The 19,197-nt window shown below is 43.9% G+C and carries 12 protein-coding genes; 2 read left to right on the forward strand and 10 right to left on the reverse strand.

Annotation, left to right across the window (positions count from 1 at the left end; all coding sequences use genetic code 11):
- Positions 1 to 80: 80 nt before the first annotated feature.
- Both AB4507_RS15255 and AB4507_RS15260 read right to left on the reverse strand, forming a co-directional pair.
- Positions 81 to 2,270 carry an immunoglobulin-like domain-containing protein gene (locus tag AB4507_RS15255; protein ID WP_372182905.1) on the reverse strand — a complete coding sequence of 730 codons (2,190 nt, stop codon included), beginning with the start codon at positions 2,268 to 2,270 and terminating at the stop codon, positions 81 to 83.
- A gap of 487 nt (positions 2,271 to 2,757) precedes the next feature.
- Positions 2,758 to 3,756 carry a DHH family phosphoesterase gene (locus tag AB4507_RS15260; RefSeq protein ID WP_372182906.1) on the reverse strand — a complete coding sequence of 333 codons (999 nt, stop codon included), beginning with the start codon at positions 3,754 to 3,756 and terminating at the stop codon, positions 2,758 to 2,760.
- Between the two features lie 237 nt (positions 3,757 to 3,993).
- Between AB4507_RS15260 and AB4507_RS15265 the strand changes: the two genes are divergently transcribed.
- A complete protein-coding gene (locus AB4507_RS15265) occupies positions 3,994 to 4,233 on the forward strand; it encodes a PAS factor family protein (protein ID WP_004733935.1) in 240 nt (79 codons plus the stop codon).
- A gap of 145 nt (positions 4,234 to 4,378) precedes the next feature.
- On the opposite strand, the gene AB4507_RS15270 is transcribed toward AB4507_RS15265, so the two are convergent.
- From AB4507_RS15270 to AB4507_RS15285, 4 genes are all read right to left on the reverse strand, one after another.
- The gene (locus AB4507_RS15270) at positions 4,379 to 6,103 is read right to left on the reverse strand and encodes a methyl-accepting chemotaxis protein (RefSeq protein WP_372182931.1); all 1,725 of its coding nucleotides are present in this window, start codon (positions 6,101 to 6,103) and stop codon (positions 4,379 to 4,381) included.
- 616 nt (positions 6,104 to 6,719) lie between these two features.
- Positions 6,720 to 7,136 (reverse strand): MarR family winged helix-turn-helix transcriptional regulator, encoded by a 417-nt coding sequence (locus AB4507_RS15275; RefSeq protein ID WP_372182907.1) that lies wholly within the window; start codon positions 7,134 to 7,136, stop codon positions 6,720 to 6,722.
- Positions 7,114 to 8,109, reverse strand: a complete 996-nt coding sequence (dmeF, locus tag AB4507_RS15280) for a CDF family Co(II)/Ni(II) efflux transporter DmeF (protein ID WP_372182908.1) — start codon at positions 8,107 to 8,109, stop codon at positions 7,114 to 7,116. The genes AB4507_RS15275 and dmeF overlap by 23 nt, the downstream gene beginning before the upstream one ends.
- A gap of 276 nt (positions 8,110 to 8,385) precedes the next feature.
- Entirely contained in the window at positions 8,386 to 9,258 is an 873-nt protein-coding gene (locus AB4507_RS15285; protein ID WP_017068305.1) for a LysR family transcriptional regulator, read from the reverse strand.
- A gap of 183 nt (positions 9,259 to 9,441) precedes the next feature.
- On the opposite strand from AB4507_RS15285, the gene AB4507_RS15290 reads away from it, so the two are divergent.
- Positions 9,442 to 10,701, forward strand: a complete 1,260-nt coding sequence (locus AB4507_RS15290) for an adenylosuccinate synthase (protein ID WP_372182909.1) — start codon at positions 9,442 to 9,444, stop codon at positions 10,699 to 10,701.
- A gap of 85 nt (positions 10,702 to 10,786) precedes the next feature.
- Here AB4507_RS15290 and AB4507_RS15295 read toward each other — a convergent pair whose 3' ends face one another.
- The 4 genes from AB4507_RS15295 to AB4507_RS15310 form a co-directional block, all read right to left on the reverse strand.
- Complete coding sequence (locus AB4507_RS15295; RefSeq protein WP_372182910.1) at positions 10,787 to 14,083, reverse strand: type I restriction endonuclease subunit R; 3,297 nt, start codon at positions 14,081 to 14,083, stop codon at positions 10,787 to 10,789.
- A gap of 132 nt (positions 14,084 to 14,215) precedes the next feature.
- Complete coding sequence (locus tag AB4507_RS15300) at positions 14,216 to 15,898, reverse strand: SWIM zinc finger domain-containing protein (protein WP_102398486.1); 1,683 nt, start codon at positions 15,896 to 15,898, stop codon at positions 14,216 to 14,218.
- A 169-nt stretch (positions 15,899 to 16,067) separates the two neighbouring features.
- Positions 16,068 to 17,459, reverse strand: a complete 1,392-nt coding sequence (locus AB4507_RS15305) for a restriction endonuclease subunit S (RefSeq protein ID WP_372182911.1) — start codon at positions 17,457 to 17,459, stop codon at positions 16,068 to 16,070.
- Positions 17,449 to 19,095: an N-6 DNA methylase gene (locus AB4507_RS15310; RefSeq protein WP_372182912.1), complete on the reverse strand. Its 1,647-nt coding sequence runs from the start codon at positions 19,093 to 19,095 to the stop codon at positions 17,449 to 17,451. The genes AB4507_RS15305 and AB4507_RS15310 overlap by 11 nt, the downstream gene beginning before the upstream one ends.
- Between the last annotated feature and the right edge of the window lie 102 nt (positions 19,096 to 19,197).

A 19,197-nucleotide genomic window follows, 5' to 3' on the forward strand; every position in this document is an offset into this window, starting at 1 on the left:
CTCGGCGCACCATAAAAAAGAGAGGCACAATGGCCTCTCTTTGATCGTCTACTTTATATTGCTAGCGTTGAGCTATCAGACTACAGCTTTGTCCAAGCATCTTGCCAGTATTGGCTATCTGCTGGAGCGTAAGACGCGCTTGCACACCATGCCGTGTATGGCCAAGGCTTACATTCGTACAAGCCATTATCGCTGCCGACCACAATGTCACCCGCTGCGTAGTTTGTACCCGCTTCATATGGAGGGTAATCACCTGGAGGAGGTGTTGTTCCGCCACCGTCTTTAACAGCGAACGAATCGTTTACCATCACCATTTCACCGTCAGATGCTTTACCGACTACTTCAAGTGCATATTGCCCTTCCGCTACATCGTATAAGTCGATGGTAATAGCACGGCTGTCCGTTACGTTAACCTTAGTTTGCTCAACCACAGTACCTGCACTGTTGATCACCATAGCGGTAACATCTAATGCTTCATTTGATGTCAGTGTCAGATCTAAACGCACGTTGCCGTTATCTGGCGCATATTGTGATTGAAGTCCTGAAACCGAAAGCTCTAAGTCATCGCCCGGATCTGGGTTACCACCACATGAAGAGTCTGAAACTTTTCTCCAAACGCCCCACTCACCTGTTGTTCCTGGCTCTTCGCCGCGAGTGTACCAACCTGCTCCCCACGTTGAACCGTCATGAGATACTTGGTCACCTTCAACATAAACGGTGTCGGCATCCCATGCAGCAGCACAGTTAGAACCATCAGTTACAGACACTTTACGGTCAACGGTTACGGTTTGGTTCGCGCTGTCTGTCACGCTATACACAAGTGTGTAGTTGCCGATTTCATTTACATCGACACTGCCAGTGTGTGTAATAGTGCTTGTCAGGTCGCCATCTTCAGCATCATTCGCCGTCACGCCTGCCATAGCATCAAATGCAGTACCCAACACAACTGTTGTGTCAGATACGCCATTAAATACTGGCTTCTGGCTGTAAACCTCTACCGTTCTCGCTTTAGTGGTTTCGTTGTTATCGCTGTCTTTCACTCGGTAAGTCAAAACGTAAGTGCCAATAACACTGGTTTCAACGTAACCTTCAACATCGATTGATGACGTTAGATCGCCGTCTTCTTTGTCTGTTGCCGTCACGCCATCCATAGGATCAAACGTTGTGCCGTGAAGAACACGCGTATTTTCGACACCTTTAAGAACGGGCTCGCCCTCGACTGGTGGTGGCGTTACCTGACCGTGTACAAACGGGCCGTAGTCTTTAATGAACTGCTCGTTGTATTGTTGGCCGTTTTTGTTGGTGCCCATGTCCCAGTTGATAGACCAAGTCATCACACCACGTAGCGGTTGACCTTGCGCCGTTAGGCTATCAAATGCGTCGTATAAATCTTGTGGCTCTTGTACAAAACCGGTTGCTGCAGCATCGATGCTTGAAGGAATACCAAACACGAGCTTGTCATGTGGGATCTTGTGGAAACCACGCGTTCCGTTGATAAGAGAATCAGAAATGTAGTAGATGAACTCTTCTTTTAACGCATCGTTGTTTTGAGCAATCCAACCCACGCCTTCAACCCAGATACCATCGCCACCTTGGTTGTAGAATTGTGGGTTAATCCAGTCGTAATAACCTTCTAGATTATCGATATACGGAACGTACTTACCGCCTGTCGTTAGATACGGGAACTCAGGCGCCATCGTAATTAGGAAGTTTTTACCTTCGGCACGGTAGTGGTCTTTCACTAGCTTAAGAGCATCAGGAATCACGGTTTGGTTGTTTGCTGCGGTTACAGCTGCTTGTTCAAGGTCGATATCTAGGCCATCGAAACCGTAACGCTCAGTAAGACGGATAATCTCATCAGCAAAGGCTCTTTCATCACCCGTTTCAAGTTCTACGTGTGCATCAGCACCACCCAGCGCTATCAGTACAGAACGGCCTTGTTTGTTGAGCTCAGAGATTTGGTCAATAAATTGTTCTTCTGAAAGCCCAATGGTTGGGTCCAGTTTAAAAGTTGGGATTCGACCATCAGCCACATCGTAAACCTTCATGAATGACACATTCACGATGTTGTACATTGGGTTCACTTCATCCAACGTCACACATGGCGCATTACCACCTTGGTAGCCGCCACCGTCACACCAGTTATGCCAATAGCCAACCACGACGCCAGAGTCTGGATTCGTCATATCTGAACCATTCGCATAAACAGCGCCAGACATAGCCGCCATGCCGACCGATACTGCTAATTGTAGAGCTTTACGTTTCAACATTAGTCCCACTTCCTTACTTAACAGCTGTGCCAATCACAACCGAACCAATTCATTGTAATCATGAATATTTATAGAGAAGTAATGGAATTTATAGGAAAAGATGACCTTTGATTTAACTTGTGATTTTAAGTCACAGATTGAATATCAGAATCAATATGATTTTGACTTTTCATTCAAATTGAAATGCTAAAAACTGTTATTTTCGGCTGAATGCATTGACCATATAAATATTTAATCAACCTTAATTCACTAAGATAATTAACCAAAAATATAAAAAATCACCGATAGGAAAAAATGAACTTTAAATCGGCAAAAATCACCCCAAATACGCCGTAATTACTGACCTCAGACCAGACACCATTGCGAGTGACATCACTAAAATAGCGTAGATATAGCCACCATACATGTGCTAACAATACACACGTATAACGGAATATAGGAGCAAGAATTTGTAGGATTTTGAATGTATACGTCGGGAGTTTTTCAGTTAACCGTCAGTGCCAGATGAATAATATGCATCCAATAGTGAAATAAAATTCACCTTATCAAGTTCATTAAGTTGATTAATTCCAGCCGCTGCTTTTCTTCCTCCGCCAGTCGCAAAACTTGAGCAAATTTCGTCTGCACCCGTTCTATTTGATAATGGCGCACGTAAGCTCACCGTGTAAGACTCGCCGTCTTGGTTTTTCGTTAATACTGCTTGCGCTCGGTTTGGATCTTGATTAACGATTTCATTACCAAATACGCCACTGATGCGCCTTGCCCACGTCTCACCTGGCAGTTCAAACACACGTGCGACTTCACTTTCATAAACAGGAGCAAGGTTTGATAACTGCTGGCGATCATTTTGATAAGCATCTCGTAGTCGATAAAACACAGAGTCTTTATCATCCAAAAGATCAAACGGATTCGGGTATTGATAAAGGGTTTTGTAGAGCTCAGCTGGCGTGAAATGCAAATCACTCAGTGACGAACCGTAACCGTTGTAGTTAACCAAGGTACCTAGCTCTTCTAGAAACTCTTTTTGAGATTGAGCGAATCCATTTTCATCCGCTAGCCGCGCCGCCACCGTTTTTAGATTGTCGCCAAAGGCAGCTGCGATTGCCCAAGCCACATGCGCACCATTCAGCTTCTGGTTAATCAGCAAGCTCGTGCAGCTCTCTGGCGCGGTATCAATCAGAGTATCCAAATAGCTAGAGTCAGGTACCTCACCAGTTCGATGATGATCGCAATAAAATACATTGATGTCGGCGTCTAGCAGTGAGTGCAATGCAGATAAGTTTTTCTCCATCGACACATCTAAAACGGTAACGGAAGAAATGTCACCTTGCTTACCCGGCTCCATAATTTGAGTAACAACTTGAGTGACCAACTTAATATCACGCTTTACACCTGTAATGAGCACGCTCTCCCGTGGCTCATTTAAGCGCAGTTGCAGTAAAGCGATGATGCCGTCTGCATCTCCATTGAATACGTCGTAGTGCATGTTGTTCCTTTTACTATAGATTTAACCGTTTGCCAGAAACGCGCCAATTCGTTTGTGTTCGATAGTCTGTCATTATTTTAGTTATATTTCACAGATACTTAAGTCTATTTTGGAATGCCTTATTCTCATTAGATTGAAAAGATAAACACATTAATAATATTGTATGACTTATATCACAGTAAAAGAATACGAAAAGATTATAAAATAAGCGCCTCCCACTTAATGATAAAGAGACGAATGAACACTACCACCACTCTTGTTTATGACACTTTGAAAAGCCTTGCTGCTCACGCTCCTGAGCAACATGCCGAGATTCGCCAGCGTTTATATGAGCAGTTGAGCCTGCCATTTAACAAGCAGCTCTCGTTATACGCTAATGTGCTTGGTCCTATCAGCTCAGGTAAGTTAGCGGGATGCGACAATATTGATAAAGCGGTTGAACTGGCACTGGATGTGCTGGAAGGCCGAAATAAGTAGTCCCCCCTTTAATACGTAATATAACGGCCCAGATCTTCCCCCAGATCGGGCCGTTTTTTTATTCTCGTCATTTATCTATTTGAATTTCAGGCACAAAAAAGGCGTAGATGATCCACGCCTTTTGTTTTAGTAAGTTCTATGTTGTTTATGAAGTCTTGAACTGCGCGACCGCTTGGTCCATATCGTTCGCTTGCTCTGCTACCTTGTCCACTTCAACTAAGCAATGCTGCGCCGAAGCGTTATTGTCGTTCGAGATAGTGTTCAGCTCAGTAATTGAGTCACTCACTTGCGCCATTACTGCGCCCTGCTCTTCAATCGCTGAAGCAATACGTTCTGAATTACCTTGGATGCTTTCCATGTCGCTCAAGATAAGTTGCAAGCTCGCATCCAGCTCTTCCGAATCTTTCAGCGTTAGTTGACCTTGTTGATTACACTCGCCAATCTCTGCCATCGACGCCTGCATCTGGCTTTGAATTGCACTCACCACTGAAGTTATCTCTGTGGTCGATTGATGCGTTCTGCTTGCTAGTGCGCGTACTTCATCGGCAACTACCGCAAAGCCACGACCTTGTTCACCCGCACGTGCTGCCTCAATGGCTGCGTTCAATGCCAATAGGTTAGTTTGTTCTGCAATGCCTTGGATGATGTTTACTGCATCGCCGATCTGGTCAACATGATGGTTCAGTGAACTGATCGAATCTTGGCTGCTTGAAAGACGTTCAGACAACTGGGTGATGTTGCTGATGGTTTCAACCACCACTTCACGGCCTTTATCGGCATTCACTTTCGCTTGATGTACACCTTCAGCGGCAACCGATGTGCTTTCAGAGATCTCGCCAATGGTGAGTACCATCTCTTGAACTGACGTTGTCATTGTAGATGTGTGATTTGCTTGAACTTCAAACTGTTTGATTACTGACTCTAGCTCATCATGCATGTTCGATGTGCTTTGTGTCAGTTGCAGTGACTTAGATTGAGAGGCAGCGATAAGCCCTTCCAGTTGATCCAACAGTTGGTTGAAGTATTGGCCTAAAGTGCTGAGTTCGTCTTTGCCATCTAGGTGCGAACGAATAGACACGTCGTTAGAATCGACGATGTTACGAATCACCGAAAGCAGTGACTCAATTTTACCAATGATAGAACGGACGATTAACCAGCTGAACAGAATGATCGACACGAGTAGCGTGACGCAAAGGATGTTGTTGATCAGCGATAGCTTGTCCATCTCTTGTTGGGTTTCTTGGTCTAATACCGCTGAGAACTCTTTAAATTGAGTTTCAATCGCGTGAGAACCTGAACGTGCTTGCCCTAACAGACCTTCATTATGCTTCATACCAATCACACGTTTCTGCGCGACGACTTGCTTTGCAGCATCTAAAAGTGCACTTGAACTGCCCGCATTCGAAGTAATAGAAAGAACACTCGGGTCGAATGTGCCCTTTTCAATCAGATCGTTAAACAGGTACAGCTCGACTTTTTGCTCCGCGCTAGCTGTTGCGTTGATATTGTCTAACACTTCATGAAATTGGCCTAATAAACCTCTGTCTCGTGCTAATCCATACACTTCGTTGGCCTTTACTAGGTTAACAAAGCTTGTGTGGTACGTTTCAATATCTTCACGCAAGTGTGTGCTGTTCGCTAAACCCAAATCGTTCAGCACGGCGTTAAGTTCTGATTCAGACGCTAGGAATTTGTTGTAGTTAACATCGAACTTGTCGAGGTATTTCAAATCACTGCGCAGCAAGAAATCTTTCTCGTTTCGGCGAAGGTTGAGCAATCGCACTTCGAGTTCTTTGGTGATTTGTTTGGCTTCGCTCATTTGAGCGGTGGTGTCTGCGAATTGTGATGTGGTAAACAGCAATGAAATCATGCCGAAGATGGAGAACATCCCCAACGAATAGAGCTTTTTCTTTATATTCATATACGTGGCTCGTCTTTACTAAATTAACTATGAGTATCTAATTGATCGCATCGAAGCATGGAATACAACTTGCGCGACCTGGTTATTGTTATATTTTTTGTATCAGTAATGAGCACTAAATCTAGCGACTGTTCAGCCCACCAGCAGTGACATTCTCAATGGTATTCAAACAGAGAATGAATCTTTTCACTAAAGATAAAAGCATCAATAACACAAATTGAATACATGTACATTAGTTGAATGATAAAAGTGAGAGACAGCTATTTGACGGAACATAAACAGACTGAACACCACGGCATACAAGGCATTGAATAAAAAGACTTTGACGCACATTTGGACGCATTATTTATGATGACATTTTTTTGGCTCTCCAGAAGAGCACGAGCGAAGCGCAATATTGGAGGTTTTGACTTGGTTTTTAAACAGTGAATCCGTCTATTGATGATTGTACAGTAGAGCGTAAACGGCGAAAAAAATGGACCTACTCAATTCGAGTCAGGTCCATCTTTTGATTTTCTAGTCAATCGCTTTGCAGCTAAAGAGTTAGGTGCGAATTCAAGGCTGGCTAAAACGCTTTTACCATCTTGGTTAGGCACTTCAATAACACCGCTTTCTCGTCTTCTTCGATATCTTGCGTCAGCTCATTAACCAAATTCAAGTGAAGCTGATTGTGGTGAACGTGTATCTTCTGCCCTTCATCCGTCAAGGCAACCACAATCGCACGACGATCTGTTGGGTGTTCATGGCGCTCAATCAATTCAGCTTTAACCAACTTTTCTATTTGAACAGTAAGTGTACCCGTGGTAATACCCAACTTTTCAGCGAGCTCTTTCATTCTTAACGAACCATGCATACCAAGTACTTCAATGGTGTGTACTTGAGCCAGGGAATAACCCGTCTCTTTGACAACAGACTGCTCCCACGAAGACATTTTATCGTAGAACTCAGTCAGTATTTGGTTAAGCTGTTCTATATTTCGCATGGTCGTTTGAATGCACTTCAAGAGTAAGATGATTAATCTTATCAAACTTGGCGAGCATTTGTTTATATTCAGAGACGGTTTTATCACTGTTTGATTCAAGAGTAATCGCTGCTGAATAGTGATGCCCACTCACCTTCCACATATGGAAATCGGTGACCGACGCATAAGGCGTTAAGGTTTTGGTCACTGAGTCACGATAATCTTGGTCGATATTCTCATCCAGCAGGATTGGGCTGGTTTGTTTCATAAGGTTCATCGTCCACTTAGCAATCACGAATGCGCCAACCATTCCCATTGCTGCATCTAACCAGTTCCAACCGTAAAACTTACCAAATAGCAGCGCAACAATCGCAAGCAGCGAAGTTAGAGTATCCGCCAACACATGCATGTAGGCTGCGCGTAGGTTGTGATCATGATGGTGTCCGTGATGCTCGCCATGTTTATGACCATGGTCGCTGTCGTGCTTATGGCTATGTGAATGACCGTGATTCTTACTATGATTGTGGCCATGCTCGTGTCCGTGATCATGATGGTGATCGCCAAGTAAAAACATACTCACCACATTCACAGTTAAACCAATACAAGCAACGATGATCGCTTCATTGAACTGAATCGCTTGTGGGTTAAACAAACGATGTACTGATTCCACCAGCATCAACAATGCCACAATCCCCAATGCAATCGCGCTGGTGTAGCCCCCTAACACGCTGACTTTGCCAGTACCGAAAGAGAAACGTTCGCTCTCGGCATGTTTCTTCGCATAACGGTATGCAAATAAGGTGATACCAAACGCTGCGGCGTGCGTCCCCATGTGCCAACCATCGGCAAGCAATGCCATCGAGCCGTAAATAGTACCTGCAACAATTTCGACAACCATGGTAACGACGGTCAATAACAGGACATAGAACGTGCGTTTCTCACCTTGACTGTTATGTGAAGAAAAGTTGTGTTGGTGACGTGTTGGAAAACTCAAAATGGCGTCCTTAGCTTGTGTTTGTGGTTAGATGATCGTTGCAAATAAAAGCCCTTTGATTGACAAGTAATTTGATAATCAAAGTAATAATTTGAAATTTAGTTTGATTGTCAAACTTTGTCAACGATGAATTTTGAAACTCTGATTTGCGGGACGAATAGTTGATGGTGAGCGCTAGTTTGTTCCAAAGATTATTGATTCAGTAAAAACGAGGCTTTCCAGGGACAAAAAAGCCCACTCGAGGTGGGCTGATTGAGTCAAACTCAATGATTGTATTTATTTGTTTTGCAATGAAATAATCTCATCATTCACCCAACCTAACAGCTGCTTGGTTGCTTTCGACAAGACTTGGTTCTGCCGAACAATATAACCAAGACTGGTGCTCGAGAAGTTGGTCAATGGTGTCACTTTCGAATGCAGGTGCTGCTTGGTTGATACCGCAAACTCCGGGACAATAGCCACACCAAATCCCGCTTCTGCCCAGTCGATTTGAGCATCGACACTCCCTACTTCCATCACCCTATAATTAGGTAGATTAAGGCTTGGTAAACCTTCATCAATAAAGTCACGCGTTCTCGTATCATGACCTAGTAGAATCAAAGTGAGCTCTGCATCAGAGTCTCGGATATCAACCCCATCGCCAAGCGCACACCAAGAAAGCTCTTGCAGCTTAGTGAAATACAAAGACTCGTTGTGCTGCTCTTTGGCGATAACAAAACCAATATCCGCTTGAGCATTTTTAACTAAATTCGATGCCTGAGATGACGTGGTATTCAAGAGCGTAAGGTCAATACCGGGATACTGCGCTTTGAACTTCTGGAACGGACGAATTAGCAAAAATCGAGAAATGATGTCACTTACGGCAATGGTTAACGTCCCTATTTTAAGGTCGTTAATGGCATTGAGATCGGCCTGACAAATCTGCAGTTCGAGTAGCGTTCTTTGGCTTGTTTCCAATAGCCGTTCACCCGCTTGAGTCAATTGAAAAGGGCTTCTCTCTATCAACTTTATGCGTGTTTGTTGTTCCAGTTGTTTTAGGTGCAAACTCACATTGGGTTGTGTCATGTGCAGTGCATTGGCCGCTTTCCCAAAATGCTTGTACTCCGCAAGCGTCACAAACGTCTTCAACAAATTAATATCGAGCATCATGTCCTCTCTCTCGTGTCACTTATATCATTCCCTACAGTGAAGAACGAACGTGATAGGGAATCTCGTTTGTAGCTTAAGACCTTAAGGATATATGGAATCCTTATCAAGATAATAAAGATAATTAATTTCTCTTATCCACCTTGTAGGCCTAACATGATTTCTCAATCAGTTAGGAGAAAAATTATGCCATCTATCGTTGTTGTGGGCGCAAACTGGGGTGATGAAGGCAAAGGCCGCATCGTCGATTTTTTAGCAGACCAAGCTTCTGCTAGCATTCGTTTTCAAGGCGGAAACAATGCAGGCCATACCGTAGTAAACGACTTCGGTACATTCAAACTGCACCAACTACCTAGTGGTATTTTTAATCCTGATTGTACGGCGGTTCTTGGCCCTGGCATGGTGATCAGCCCTGCTGCGCTAACTGAAGAAATCGCAGAAGTACAAGCGGCTGGCATCAAAGTGAAAATGGCAATCTCCGATCGTGCGACACTGTGCCTCCCTTTACACGCTCTTGAAGATACGCTTGAAGAAGAGCGATTGGGCGATGGCGCATACGGTTCAACACGTCAAGGTATTGCACCAGCGTACGGCGATCGCGTAATGAAGAAAGGCATTCTTGTCGGTTGGCTGAATCAACCTGAGATTTTAGAGCAGCGTATTCAGTTCCTACTTGATTGGAAGATGCCTCAGCTTAAAGCGCTATATCCTCAATGTGATTTCACTCAGACTGCTTCTGAAATGACAGAATGGCTACTTGAAGTGACTAAAGCTTGGCGCCCGTTCATTTGCAACGTGACAGAGCCGCTTAAAGCAATGCAATCGCAAGACGCCAACCTACTGTTTGAAGCTCAGTTAGGCGCAGGTCGCGACCTTGTCTACGGTGAATACCCTTGGACAACGTCTTCGAATGTAACCGCAGCTTATGCTGGCATTGGTAGCGGTTTACCTGCACTTCGTCCTGAACGTGTTATCGCTGTTGCTAAATCATTCAGCTCGTCTGTTGGTACTGGCACGCTAGTAACTGCAATGGAAGAACAAGACAGCTTCCGCGAAAGCTCTAACGAATACGGCGCAACAACAGGCCGCCCACGTGACATGGGTTACTTCGACGCGGTAGCAACTCGCAACGGTGTTGACCTACAAGCTGCAACGGAAATCGCATTAACTAAGATCGATTGCCTGTCTGGTTTGTCTGAGCTTAAGATCTGTACTGCTTACTCAGGAGAGCACACAGAGAACCCGATTTGGCCACAAACGGCTGAGCTAAAGCCCGTATATGAAGATATGGCTGGCTGGGATGAAGACATCACGGGTTGCCGCACGTTTGAGAGCCTTCCTCAAGCAGCGCAAGATTACGTTACTCGTATCGAAGAGCTGATGGGTGTGCCAATCGTGATGGTATCGGTAGGTCCAGAGCGCGAGCAAATGATCATTCGAGGTTAGATCTCTATTCGAGTATTTCAGCTAAAGTGATTGTTTTAGCTGAAATACTCATTGATAAAATCAAATGTCATCAAATTTAAAGCGACTACACATTCTTCTTATAATTCTCAGCCTGCTCTAGCACGCCTTTGTAAACATCATCGTTGGCTACTGGTGGGAAGCCGTATTTGTGTAGCAGTAAGATTAAATCCACTTTCAACTTGGCTTTGATATCATCGCGCCCTGCCCAGTCTGGATATTGGGCGACATTGTCTACGGTAGTTTTCATCTCCTTCGCCAGTTCGAGCATCTTGTCATCGTCGTAAGTGAAATCGTACTTCTTGCGCATGTGGTTCAAGATATCGAGGAACGCTTTCTCTTCTAGGTCGATGCCTAGGTCTTCAAACGAGCCCATTTCTTTCACGATATCAAAGATAATGTCGGTCATTTCTTGAGAGAAGGTATCGAACTCCTCACCATTCAACACATCATTTTCACGACGTTCGTTGTATTGCTCCACCAGCGATTGGAAGCGCTTAGAGAAATTCATCCCTTGTAGCTGGTTGACCTTCTTGAAATCGCTTATCGCCTTCTCTAGTAGCTTCTGAAGTAGCTGAATTTTGGTGTTAGGCAGCTTAATCTTGTTGATGCGAGCTAGGTAATCTTCGTCAAAAATATCGATTGCTTCGGCGTGCTCATCACCAATGGTAAAGATCTCTTCTACTCCATCGGCACGAAGTGCTTCTGCCACTAACTCGCGAACGCGCTTATTCATTTGTGCCGTATCTGGTGCATCACCTTTGGTTAGCTTAAAGATGATAGAGCGCACTGCGATATAAAAGTGAATTTGGTCGCGCTCTTGCTGAGATAACAATTCACTACCACAGCAAACATCATAAGCCGCCTTCATACGGCCGACTAAAGCCATGAATCGGGTTTCACCTTTCTTGGTTTGAAGGATGTATTCTGCCGACTGATTAAGGCACTCTAGCTGCTTACACGGCTCTCCTGTGTAATAACCTGACGTATCGAACTTGTGGAACATCTGCCTTAACAGATCGAGATGGTTCTTCACCTCAATAACGGAAAAACGAATATCTTCAAAATTAGTGTCATCAGCCTTTGAATACATCGCTAAGGCTTGATTCATTCGCGACTTGATACCAATGTAATCGACAACCAGCCCTTTGGCCTTGCCTTCAAACTTACGGTTAACACGTGAGATGGTTTGAATCAGATTGTGTTTCTGCAACGGCTTATCGATGTAGATAGTATCCAATTCAGGAACGTCAAAACCTGTTAGCCACATGTCGACTACAATGGCTATTTTGAAATTCGACTTAGGACTCTTAAACTGCTGGTCGAGCGATTTTCGATATTCCTTGGTTCCTAACAGGCTGTACTGATCAGGATCATCGTCTTTGCCGCGCGTCATCACCATTTGCACCATCGCAAGTGGCTTTAACTCTTCTTTCTCTTTATCAGTCAGCTCGACGCCATCAATTGATAGCTTTTCCTCAAACCATTCTGGCCTTAAGATTTTGACTTGCTTATAAAAATCAAACGCGATTTCACGACTCGCACAGACAAACATCGCCTTGCCCTTTATCGTAGAACCTTCTTTAACTCGCCCTTCATAATGTTCAACAAAGTCTTTCGCCAAAGCTTCAATACGGTCAGGGTCGCCAAGAATCGCGTTCATATTGGCAGTAGCTTTCTTACTCTCTTCTATCTGATGTTCATTGGTGCCAGCTTCTGCGCACGCTTGGTAGTATTTCTCTACCTCTTCAAGCTTGCTGTTATCAAGAATGACTTTGGCTGCTCGGCCTTCATAAACAATACGAACCGTAATTTCATCATTAACCGATTCTGTCATGGTGTAGCTGTCTACTGCATCACCAAATACATCAAGGGTGGCATCGATCGGCGTTCCGGTGAAGCCAACGTAAGTCGCGCTTGGCAGAGAGTCGTGTAGATACTTAGCAAAGCCGTATGTCTCTTTCACATCGACGGCTACACCATCTTGATATTTGATCACCACTTTCTTATCGAGGTTGACCTGTGAACGGTGCGCTTCATCAGAAATACAGATGATGTTTGTACGCTCTGAAAGCAATTCGATGTCTTCGGTGAACTTATGAATGGTAGTCAGGAACACACCACCACTCTTGATGCCTTGTAGCTTATCTCTTAAATCTTGACGGCTTTTAACTGGCACCACCATCTCATCACCAATGTAATCAGAGGCATTACAGAACTGTTTAGAAAGCTGGTCATCGAGATCGTTGCGGTCGGTAATAAGTACAATGGTCGGGCTTTCAAAATCGATGCTTTTCATCAATAGGCGAGATAGAAACTGCATGGTAAAGCTCTTACCACACCCTGTTGCACCAAAGTAAGTACCGCCTTTACCACTACCGTATGGCTTACGTTCTTTGTCGATGTTGTAGTAAAGCTTACGCGCTGCGTAGTACTGCGGGTAACGGCAACAGATTTTTATCTCTTTCTTAGAGGTATCAGGGAAGAAGACAAAGTTCTTCACTACATCAAGTAATCGAGTTTGGTTAAACAACCCGGCAATCATGGTGTAGAGGGAATTAATACCCTCTTTTTCGGTAGACTCGTTGCCCGTTACTTTGCTCCACGCGTAAAAAAACTCATACGGCGCAAACAGGTTGCCCATTTTGTTGTTCACGCCATCGCTGATGATGCACATCGCGTTGTAGACGAACAGCTTGGGAATATCACGGCGATAACGAACGCAAATTTGCTTCCATGCATCAAAGATGGTCGCGTCTTTCTCTCGCACGGCACTTTTGAATTCAAACACCACCAGCGGTAAGCCGTTCACATAAAGGATGCCATCAGGGATTCGAACTTGTTCATCGACACCTTCAATCTCTAGCTGGTTAACGATTTTATAGATATTGGTATCAGTCGGGTCTAGGCGATATGTTTCTAAGTAACTAACATTACCCTCTGCAACTTCTCTATCAGTATTATCTGATTTAGATTTATTCTCTAGCAACGGGACAAACATCAAGCGTAAGGCTTGTGCCAAATGTCTTGTGTCGATTAACTCAATATAGAGGTCTTTCTTTGAGCGATCTTCACGCTTAAACAGAAAGCCATTGGTTAGCCATTGGCAGAAGGTTTTATTGCTATGGTATAAATCACTGGCAGGCAACGTTGATATCATACGAACAATGGTGTCAATTTCGCTCTCGGTTATAGCATCGCCTCGGTACTGCTTGGCAAGGTAGCGGCGTAAGTCATCTAAGATGAGTACTTGTTCTTTGTCTTCACGCGCTATTTGTTCACCCACTACGTGTGGGTAGCCTTGCTCACCCAATAGCTCAATAATGGCCTGTTCGAGTTTGGCTTCAGTAAATTTTAAGCTCATCGCCTTTTCCTACTGCTGTTTGACGTTGTTTGTTGTTTTCTAAATTGAGTTATTTAAATTTGTTTTGTAGTAACTCGGTTTCGGGCTTTGTTCCATTTTCTCAACACCGCAGATCTTGTCACCTCCGCAGAATCAGATATATTTTGAATAATATTTCTGAATTAAAGCGAACATATTACGCTTACGCTTGTACGTGGTAGCGAGTTGCGCCACCTGACTATAAAATGTCGCCAATTGAGTAGGATGCGATTTCAGCATATTCTCTAAACGTCGAAGTAACTCTAAAGCTTGATCGTAAGCCGTATTATTGGTCTGTTCGATATAAGATGAGACTGCTCGCAGATAATAATCCAGCGTATTTTCAGGTTTATCATCCACAATATGATCGGCAAGCGAAATAAGTCCTTGTATTGATATTTTATGTTCGGCAACCCATTCGCACGCTTTGTCTAATTGCTGGTTATCGATATAGAACAGAACCAAGGCATCCGTACGATCAGAAGCTTGATTATAGCGGTCTGGTTGTTGATAGGCATTGGCAAGTAGCAGTTCAGTGCGGGAGAAAAATTCAACATCATCAATTTGGTAATTGGCTTTAAACTTCGCTAACTGTTGATAATATTGAAAGCTTGGTGATTGTTCTAACAAACGGTTAGCTAATACCCATGCAGAATGGATTTCACCTAGTTCAACATAAAGACGGAATTGAGCTTGTTCGCACGCACGAAGTTCATAATCACTCGCCATTTTTTTCGCCTTAGCTAACCAAAACTCAGCTTCTAACGGCTCTTGCTCATCAATGAACATATCAACAACTTCAAGATAATCTCGACACGTTCGTGCTATTTTTTGTTTAATTTCCGCCACTTCACGCCAATCGGAGCTGTGTTTCATTAACGGAACTGCCCATGAGCGTAAGTTCCAGCTACTCTCATCTTGCGATGCTTGATCTATCGCTTGGCGGCATAAGGTTAGAAAGTGGGTGTTAGATTGCCAAATCGCTCCAAAACTCTCTTCAATCGAAGGAAATACGTCAAATTCGTAATGGGTCAAACGCTCAAACATCCACTGCGCTTTCTCTTGCTCACTCCAATTAAGCTTTGCCAGCGTCTTTGGCATGTGTTCGTTAATCATGCTTTCAATGCCATAACGATCGCCATTGGAGTCATCAATTTGCTCTAGCACCTTATTCAACCGTTCAACAAGGTAGTTGATTAATTTCCATTGATGATCGGCGTTAAGGCTTTGCATTGATTCAATGATCATGTTCAATTGAATTTCTGCTGAGTTGAAATAATCATGGCTTTCTCGCCAATCCCAGAGCTGTTCTCGCGGTAAGGCTTGGGTAACCAACTTTTTCAGCTCGCCATATACGGCTGGCTTTTCGCGTATTTCAATTTTTGTCAGCAGTGCATTCCATGTGTACTCATCTTCTTCTAGGTATTCGAGTAGCATCTCTACCATGGCCTCTTCACCAAGGCTTTGCAGGTGATTTTTTATGGTATCTCGTTCACTACTTTGGTTTAAAGCTTGTTCTTGGTCTTGTAGGCAAAGGGCAACCGCCACGCCGTGCTTGCACAACATTTGATATTGCGCCGCAGGGCAAGTACAAGTGCCAACCAGATCGCCAGTGAAATCGAGGCTCACTTGATAATTGAGGCTGCCTTTGACCTGTGCGGTCGCGGTGTTGCCAACAAGGTTAAGCTTGCGTACTGCACCACTGCGTGAAAGCAAGATGCCTTTTTGCAAAGTGCTTGTTTCACACAGTGTCGTCAATTCAGAAATGTCGATTTCACGAGTATTAGTTGCGTTCATTATATTATGGTTCCACCTACGCTTTGCTTTGTTCTATTTCGGATTCATCTAATTCCCACCTTCGTTATCTCAGAACCGAGGCGCGAGGTATCTGAGATCTCGCTTTTCACCACCGTCAAAAACGAGATTCCTGATAAGTTCGTTCCTCACTTTCTGGAATGACGAAAGGCTACTCTGCGATGGCTATAGCTTGTTCTACTTGCAGGTTTTCTAAGTCAATTTCGCCGGAAAGCAATTTAGGAAGAAGCGTGTCACGCAGCCTTTCAAGATGTAACGATTCTTTTTGATTGCTAGCATGCTTAGCCCACAGAGAAGCTTCTAGTTCCTCAAATTTTGCCAGAACCCCTTTGCTTGGTAAGACTACTCGTAACTTTCTAAAGCTTGTTTTGTTAAATTTCATCTGTGCGCTACCTGACGTAATACCATCAAGCAGATGTTGGCCAATATGACTCTTAAACATGTAGTAAATATATGAATTGGCACCCTCTGAAACTATCCCCATAGCATTACTACCAAGTGTCATTGGCATGTCGTACCAACTCGGTGCCCGAAATACTGTACCTACATCACCAACATTCGAGATGATAGTTTCATGACCGTAAAGTTTTGATTTGGATAGGAACTGGTAGCTAGGCTCATCCGTATACTTGAGTTCATTCTTAAAGCCTTTGTTGAAGTCGGTTGTGCGAACATAAATAACTTCATTAGGTTCATCAAAAAGATCGACGTTCGCTTTCAATGCAGCAAAACTACCATTTGCCACGTAGTCGAAAGTATCGGTGAAGTCTCCAACGTTTGTTACTTCCCAACCTTCAGGAATTAAACCCAGCTCAGACTCAACGAGCTTTTCTGGGAAAAGCGAGGCAACTTCTTTTGAAAGAAAAGGCGCATCCATCCCTTTTGGCTGTTCGCCATTCATTTTGGTTTTTACAGGGTCAAAATCGACAAACCAAGACTTGAAAATAGCTTGTGCCATTTGTTCTAGGGTTTGGTTGATTTGGTTGTTGAGGGTGATTTTTTGGTCCAACGAATCTAAGTATGAAGCGATTCGTCGTTGATTATTAATATTAGGAAGAGTCAGTTTATGTTCGCGTAACTGGCCTAGATTAAAACCTGGTACTGCTGCGCCAATTCCATTTTGGAGAATTTCTTTTTGCTTCTTCGGACCGGAAAACATGTAATAGACAAATAAAGGATCTGCCTTGTCAACATCTAAAGTCACTTTCATTTGCTTATTGGAGATAATGTACTCGTCAAATTGGCGTTGTTCATCGAGTAAACCAACTTGATTGATTGTCCCCCAGCAAGTAAATATCAAATCACCCTTTCTCACAACAGAGCGCTTAAACTCAGCTGCTTTTTCTTCACTTACAAATACCAAGCCATCATCTGACATTCTATCTGAAGTATTGGCACTTAAATTTCCACCTCTAATAACAGGAATTCCGTTCTCTTGGAAAAACTTAGAGCTAATGGCGGATCCAAAAGGTCCAGTTGCTAGAGCTGATTTTTGCTCACTAGCTAACTCTTCCAATGTAAATGTTTTCCAATCACTCCCCATAGCCCAATGCCTCCAAGTTTTGGCGAATCGCTTTATCCAACTCTTGCGATTGATTCATTTGGCTGTACAAGGTTTGTGAAAGCTCGCTCATCTTGGTTTCAAAAGGAATGCCATCATCTTCCACATCAGCAGCGCCAACATAGCGGCCCGGAGTCAGTACAAAATCATTAGCTTTAATGTCTTCAATCGTCGCTGATTTGCTAAAGCCTGCTTTATCTTCATACTTCTCAACTTTACCATCACCACGTTCTATACGCGCTTTGAGTTCTACTTCATCACAGCGCCAAGCGTGGTAAGTGTCGGTAATTAGAGCGATATCGTCTTTGGTCAGTTCTTTATTGGTGCGGCTAATCATGGTGCCCATTTCACGAGCATCAATAAATAGCGTCTCTTTTTGGCGGTTACGGAAACCTTTGGTGGTGTTCTCGGTTTTGTCTTTAGTGATAAACCAAATGCATACAGGGATCTGCGTAGTAAAGAACAGCTGCCCCGGCAACGCGATCATACACTCAACGCGATCGTTCTCGATTAGCTGCTGGCGGATCTCACCTTCACCAGACGTATTTGAGCTCATAGAGCCGTTCGCCAGAACAAAACCAGCAGTGCCTGTTTCACTTAGCTTAGAGAGCATGTGCAAAATCCAACCGTAGTTGGCATTGCCTGTTGGCGGTGTACGATAACCAGCAAAGCGCGCATCATCGGTTAGCTCGGCTTCATTACGCCAACCTTTAAGGTTAAACGGTGGGTTTGCCATGATGTAATCGGCTTTTAAGTCTTTATGCTGGTCAGCAAAAAAGGTATCAGCTGCACGCTCACCCAAATTGCCTGATAAGCCGCGAATGGCTAAGTTCATCTTCGCCAGTTTATAAGTGGTCGAGGTCAGCTCTTGGCCATAGATAGCGATGTCTTTGGTGCGCCCTTCGTGCTCTTTAATGAACTTTAAAGACTGAACAAACATACCGCCCGAGCCACAAGCCGGATCGTAGATCTTTCCTTGGAAAGGTTCTAGCATTTCAGCTAACAGTGTTACCACTGACTTAGGCGTATAGAATTCGCCACCACCTTTGCCTTCGGTTGCTGCAAACTTACCTAGGAAGTATTCGTAAACACGACCGACTAAGTCTTCTTCGCTCATGTCACATTCGTTAGCTAACGTATCGATGTTTTCAATGCTGTCGATAAGTGACGCGAGCTTTTTCACTTCCAAACCTTGGCGCGAGAAGTAGTTATCTGGCAAAGCGTCTTTTAAGCTTGGGTTGTTTTTTTCGATAGTCGATAAAGCGGTATCAATGATGATAGCGATATCATCTTGCTTAGCACGCGCTTTAACAAATGACCAACGCGCATCTTCTGGTAAAAAGAAGATGTTGTCTTGTTGGTAGAACTCTTTCATCTCAACAAAAGCTTCTTGCCCGTCGTCTATCATCTTCTGACGGCGTGCTTCAAACTTGTCGCTGATGAACTTTAAGAACACAAGGCTTAATACCACGTGTTTGTATTCAGATGACTCAACACTGCCACGCAGCTGATTAGCTGTATCCCAAAGGGTCTCTTCAAAGCCTTTGGTCGCTTTTTTAGCTTTTGACGTAGGCTTAGCTTTTGAGGCGGGTTTCTTGTTAGCGGGTGCTTTTGCCATGTTGTTAATTACTCGAATAATGTAGGACTCTGCTTTCAAGCGCAGACTATTGAGGGCGATTATATATGAAATTGAATGAGTTGAATTGATAAAGCTCCAATT

Origin of the sequence: Vibrio sp. 10N.222.54.A3 (assembly GCF_041474095.1) — a bacterium.
In the GTDB taxonomy this organism is placed as follows: domain Bacteria; phylum Pseudomonadota; class Gammaproteobacteria; order Enterobacterales; family Vibrionaceae; genus Vibrio; species Vibrio crassostreae_C.

Bases quoted from the DNA above. Each gene is read 5' to 3' on its own strand.
- AB4507_RS15255 (WP_372182905.1), bottom strand. From the start codon at position 2,270: ATGTTGAAACGTAAAGCTCTACAATTAGCAGTATCGGTCGGCATGGCG.
- AB4507_RS15260 (WP_372182906.1), bottom strand. From the start codon at position 3,756: ATGCACTACGACGTATTCAATGGAGATGCAGACGGCATCATCGCTTTA.
- AB4507_RS15265 (WP_004733935.1), top strand. From the start codon at position 3,994: ATGAACACTACCACCACTCTTGTTTATGACACTTTGAAAAGCCTTGCT.
- AB4507_RS15270 (WP_372182931.1), bottom strand. From the start codon at position 6,103: ATGATTTCATTGCTGTTTACCACATCACAATTCGCAGACACCACCGCT.
- AB4507_RS15275 (WP_372182907.1), bottom strand. From the start codon at position 7,136: ATGCGAAATATAGAACAGCTTAACCAAATACTGACTGAGTTCTACGAT.
- AB4507_RS15285 (WP_017068305.1), bottom strand. From the start codon at position 9,258: ATGATGCTCGATATTAATTTGTTGAAGACGTTTGTGACGCTTGCGGAG.
- AB4507_RS15290 (WP_372182909.1), top strand. From the start codon at position 9,442: ATGCCATCTATCGTTGTTGTGGGCGCAAACTGGGGTGATGAAGGCAAA.
- AB4507_RS15295 (WP_372182910.1), bottom strand. From the start codon at position 14,083: ATGAGCTTAAAATTTACTGAAGCCAAACTCGAACAGGCCATTATTGAG.
- AB4507_RS15300 (WP_102398486.1), bottom strand. From the start codon at position 15,898: ATGAACGCAACTAATACTCGTGAAATCGACATTTCTGAATTGACGACA.
- AB4507_RS15305 (WP_372182911.1), bottom strand. From the start codon at position 17,459: ATGGGGAGTGATTGGAAAACATTTACATTGGAAGAGTTAGCTAGTGAG.
- AB4507_RS15310 (WP_372182912.1), bottom strand. From the start codon at position 19,095: ATGGCAAAAGCACCCGCTAACAAGAAACCCGCCTCAAAAGCTAAGCCT.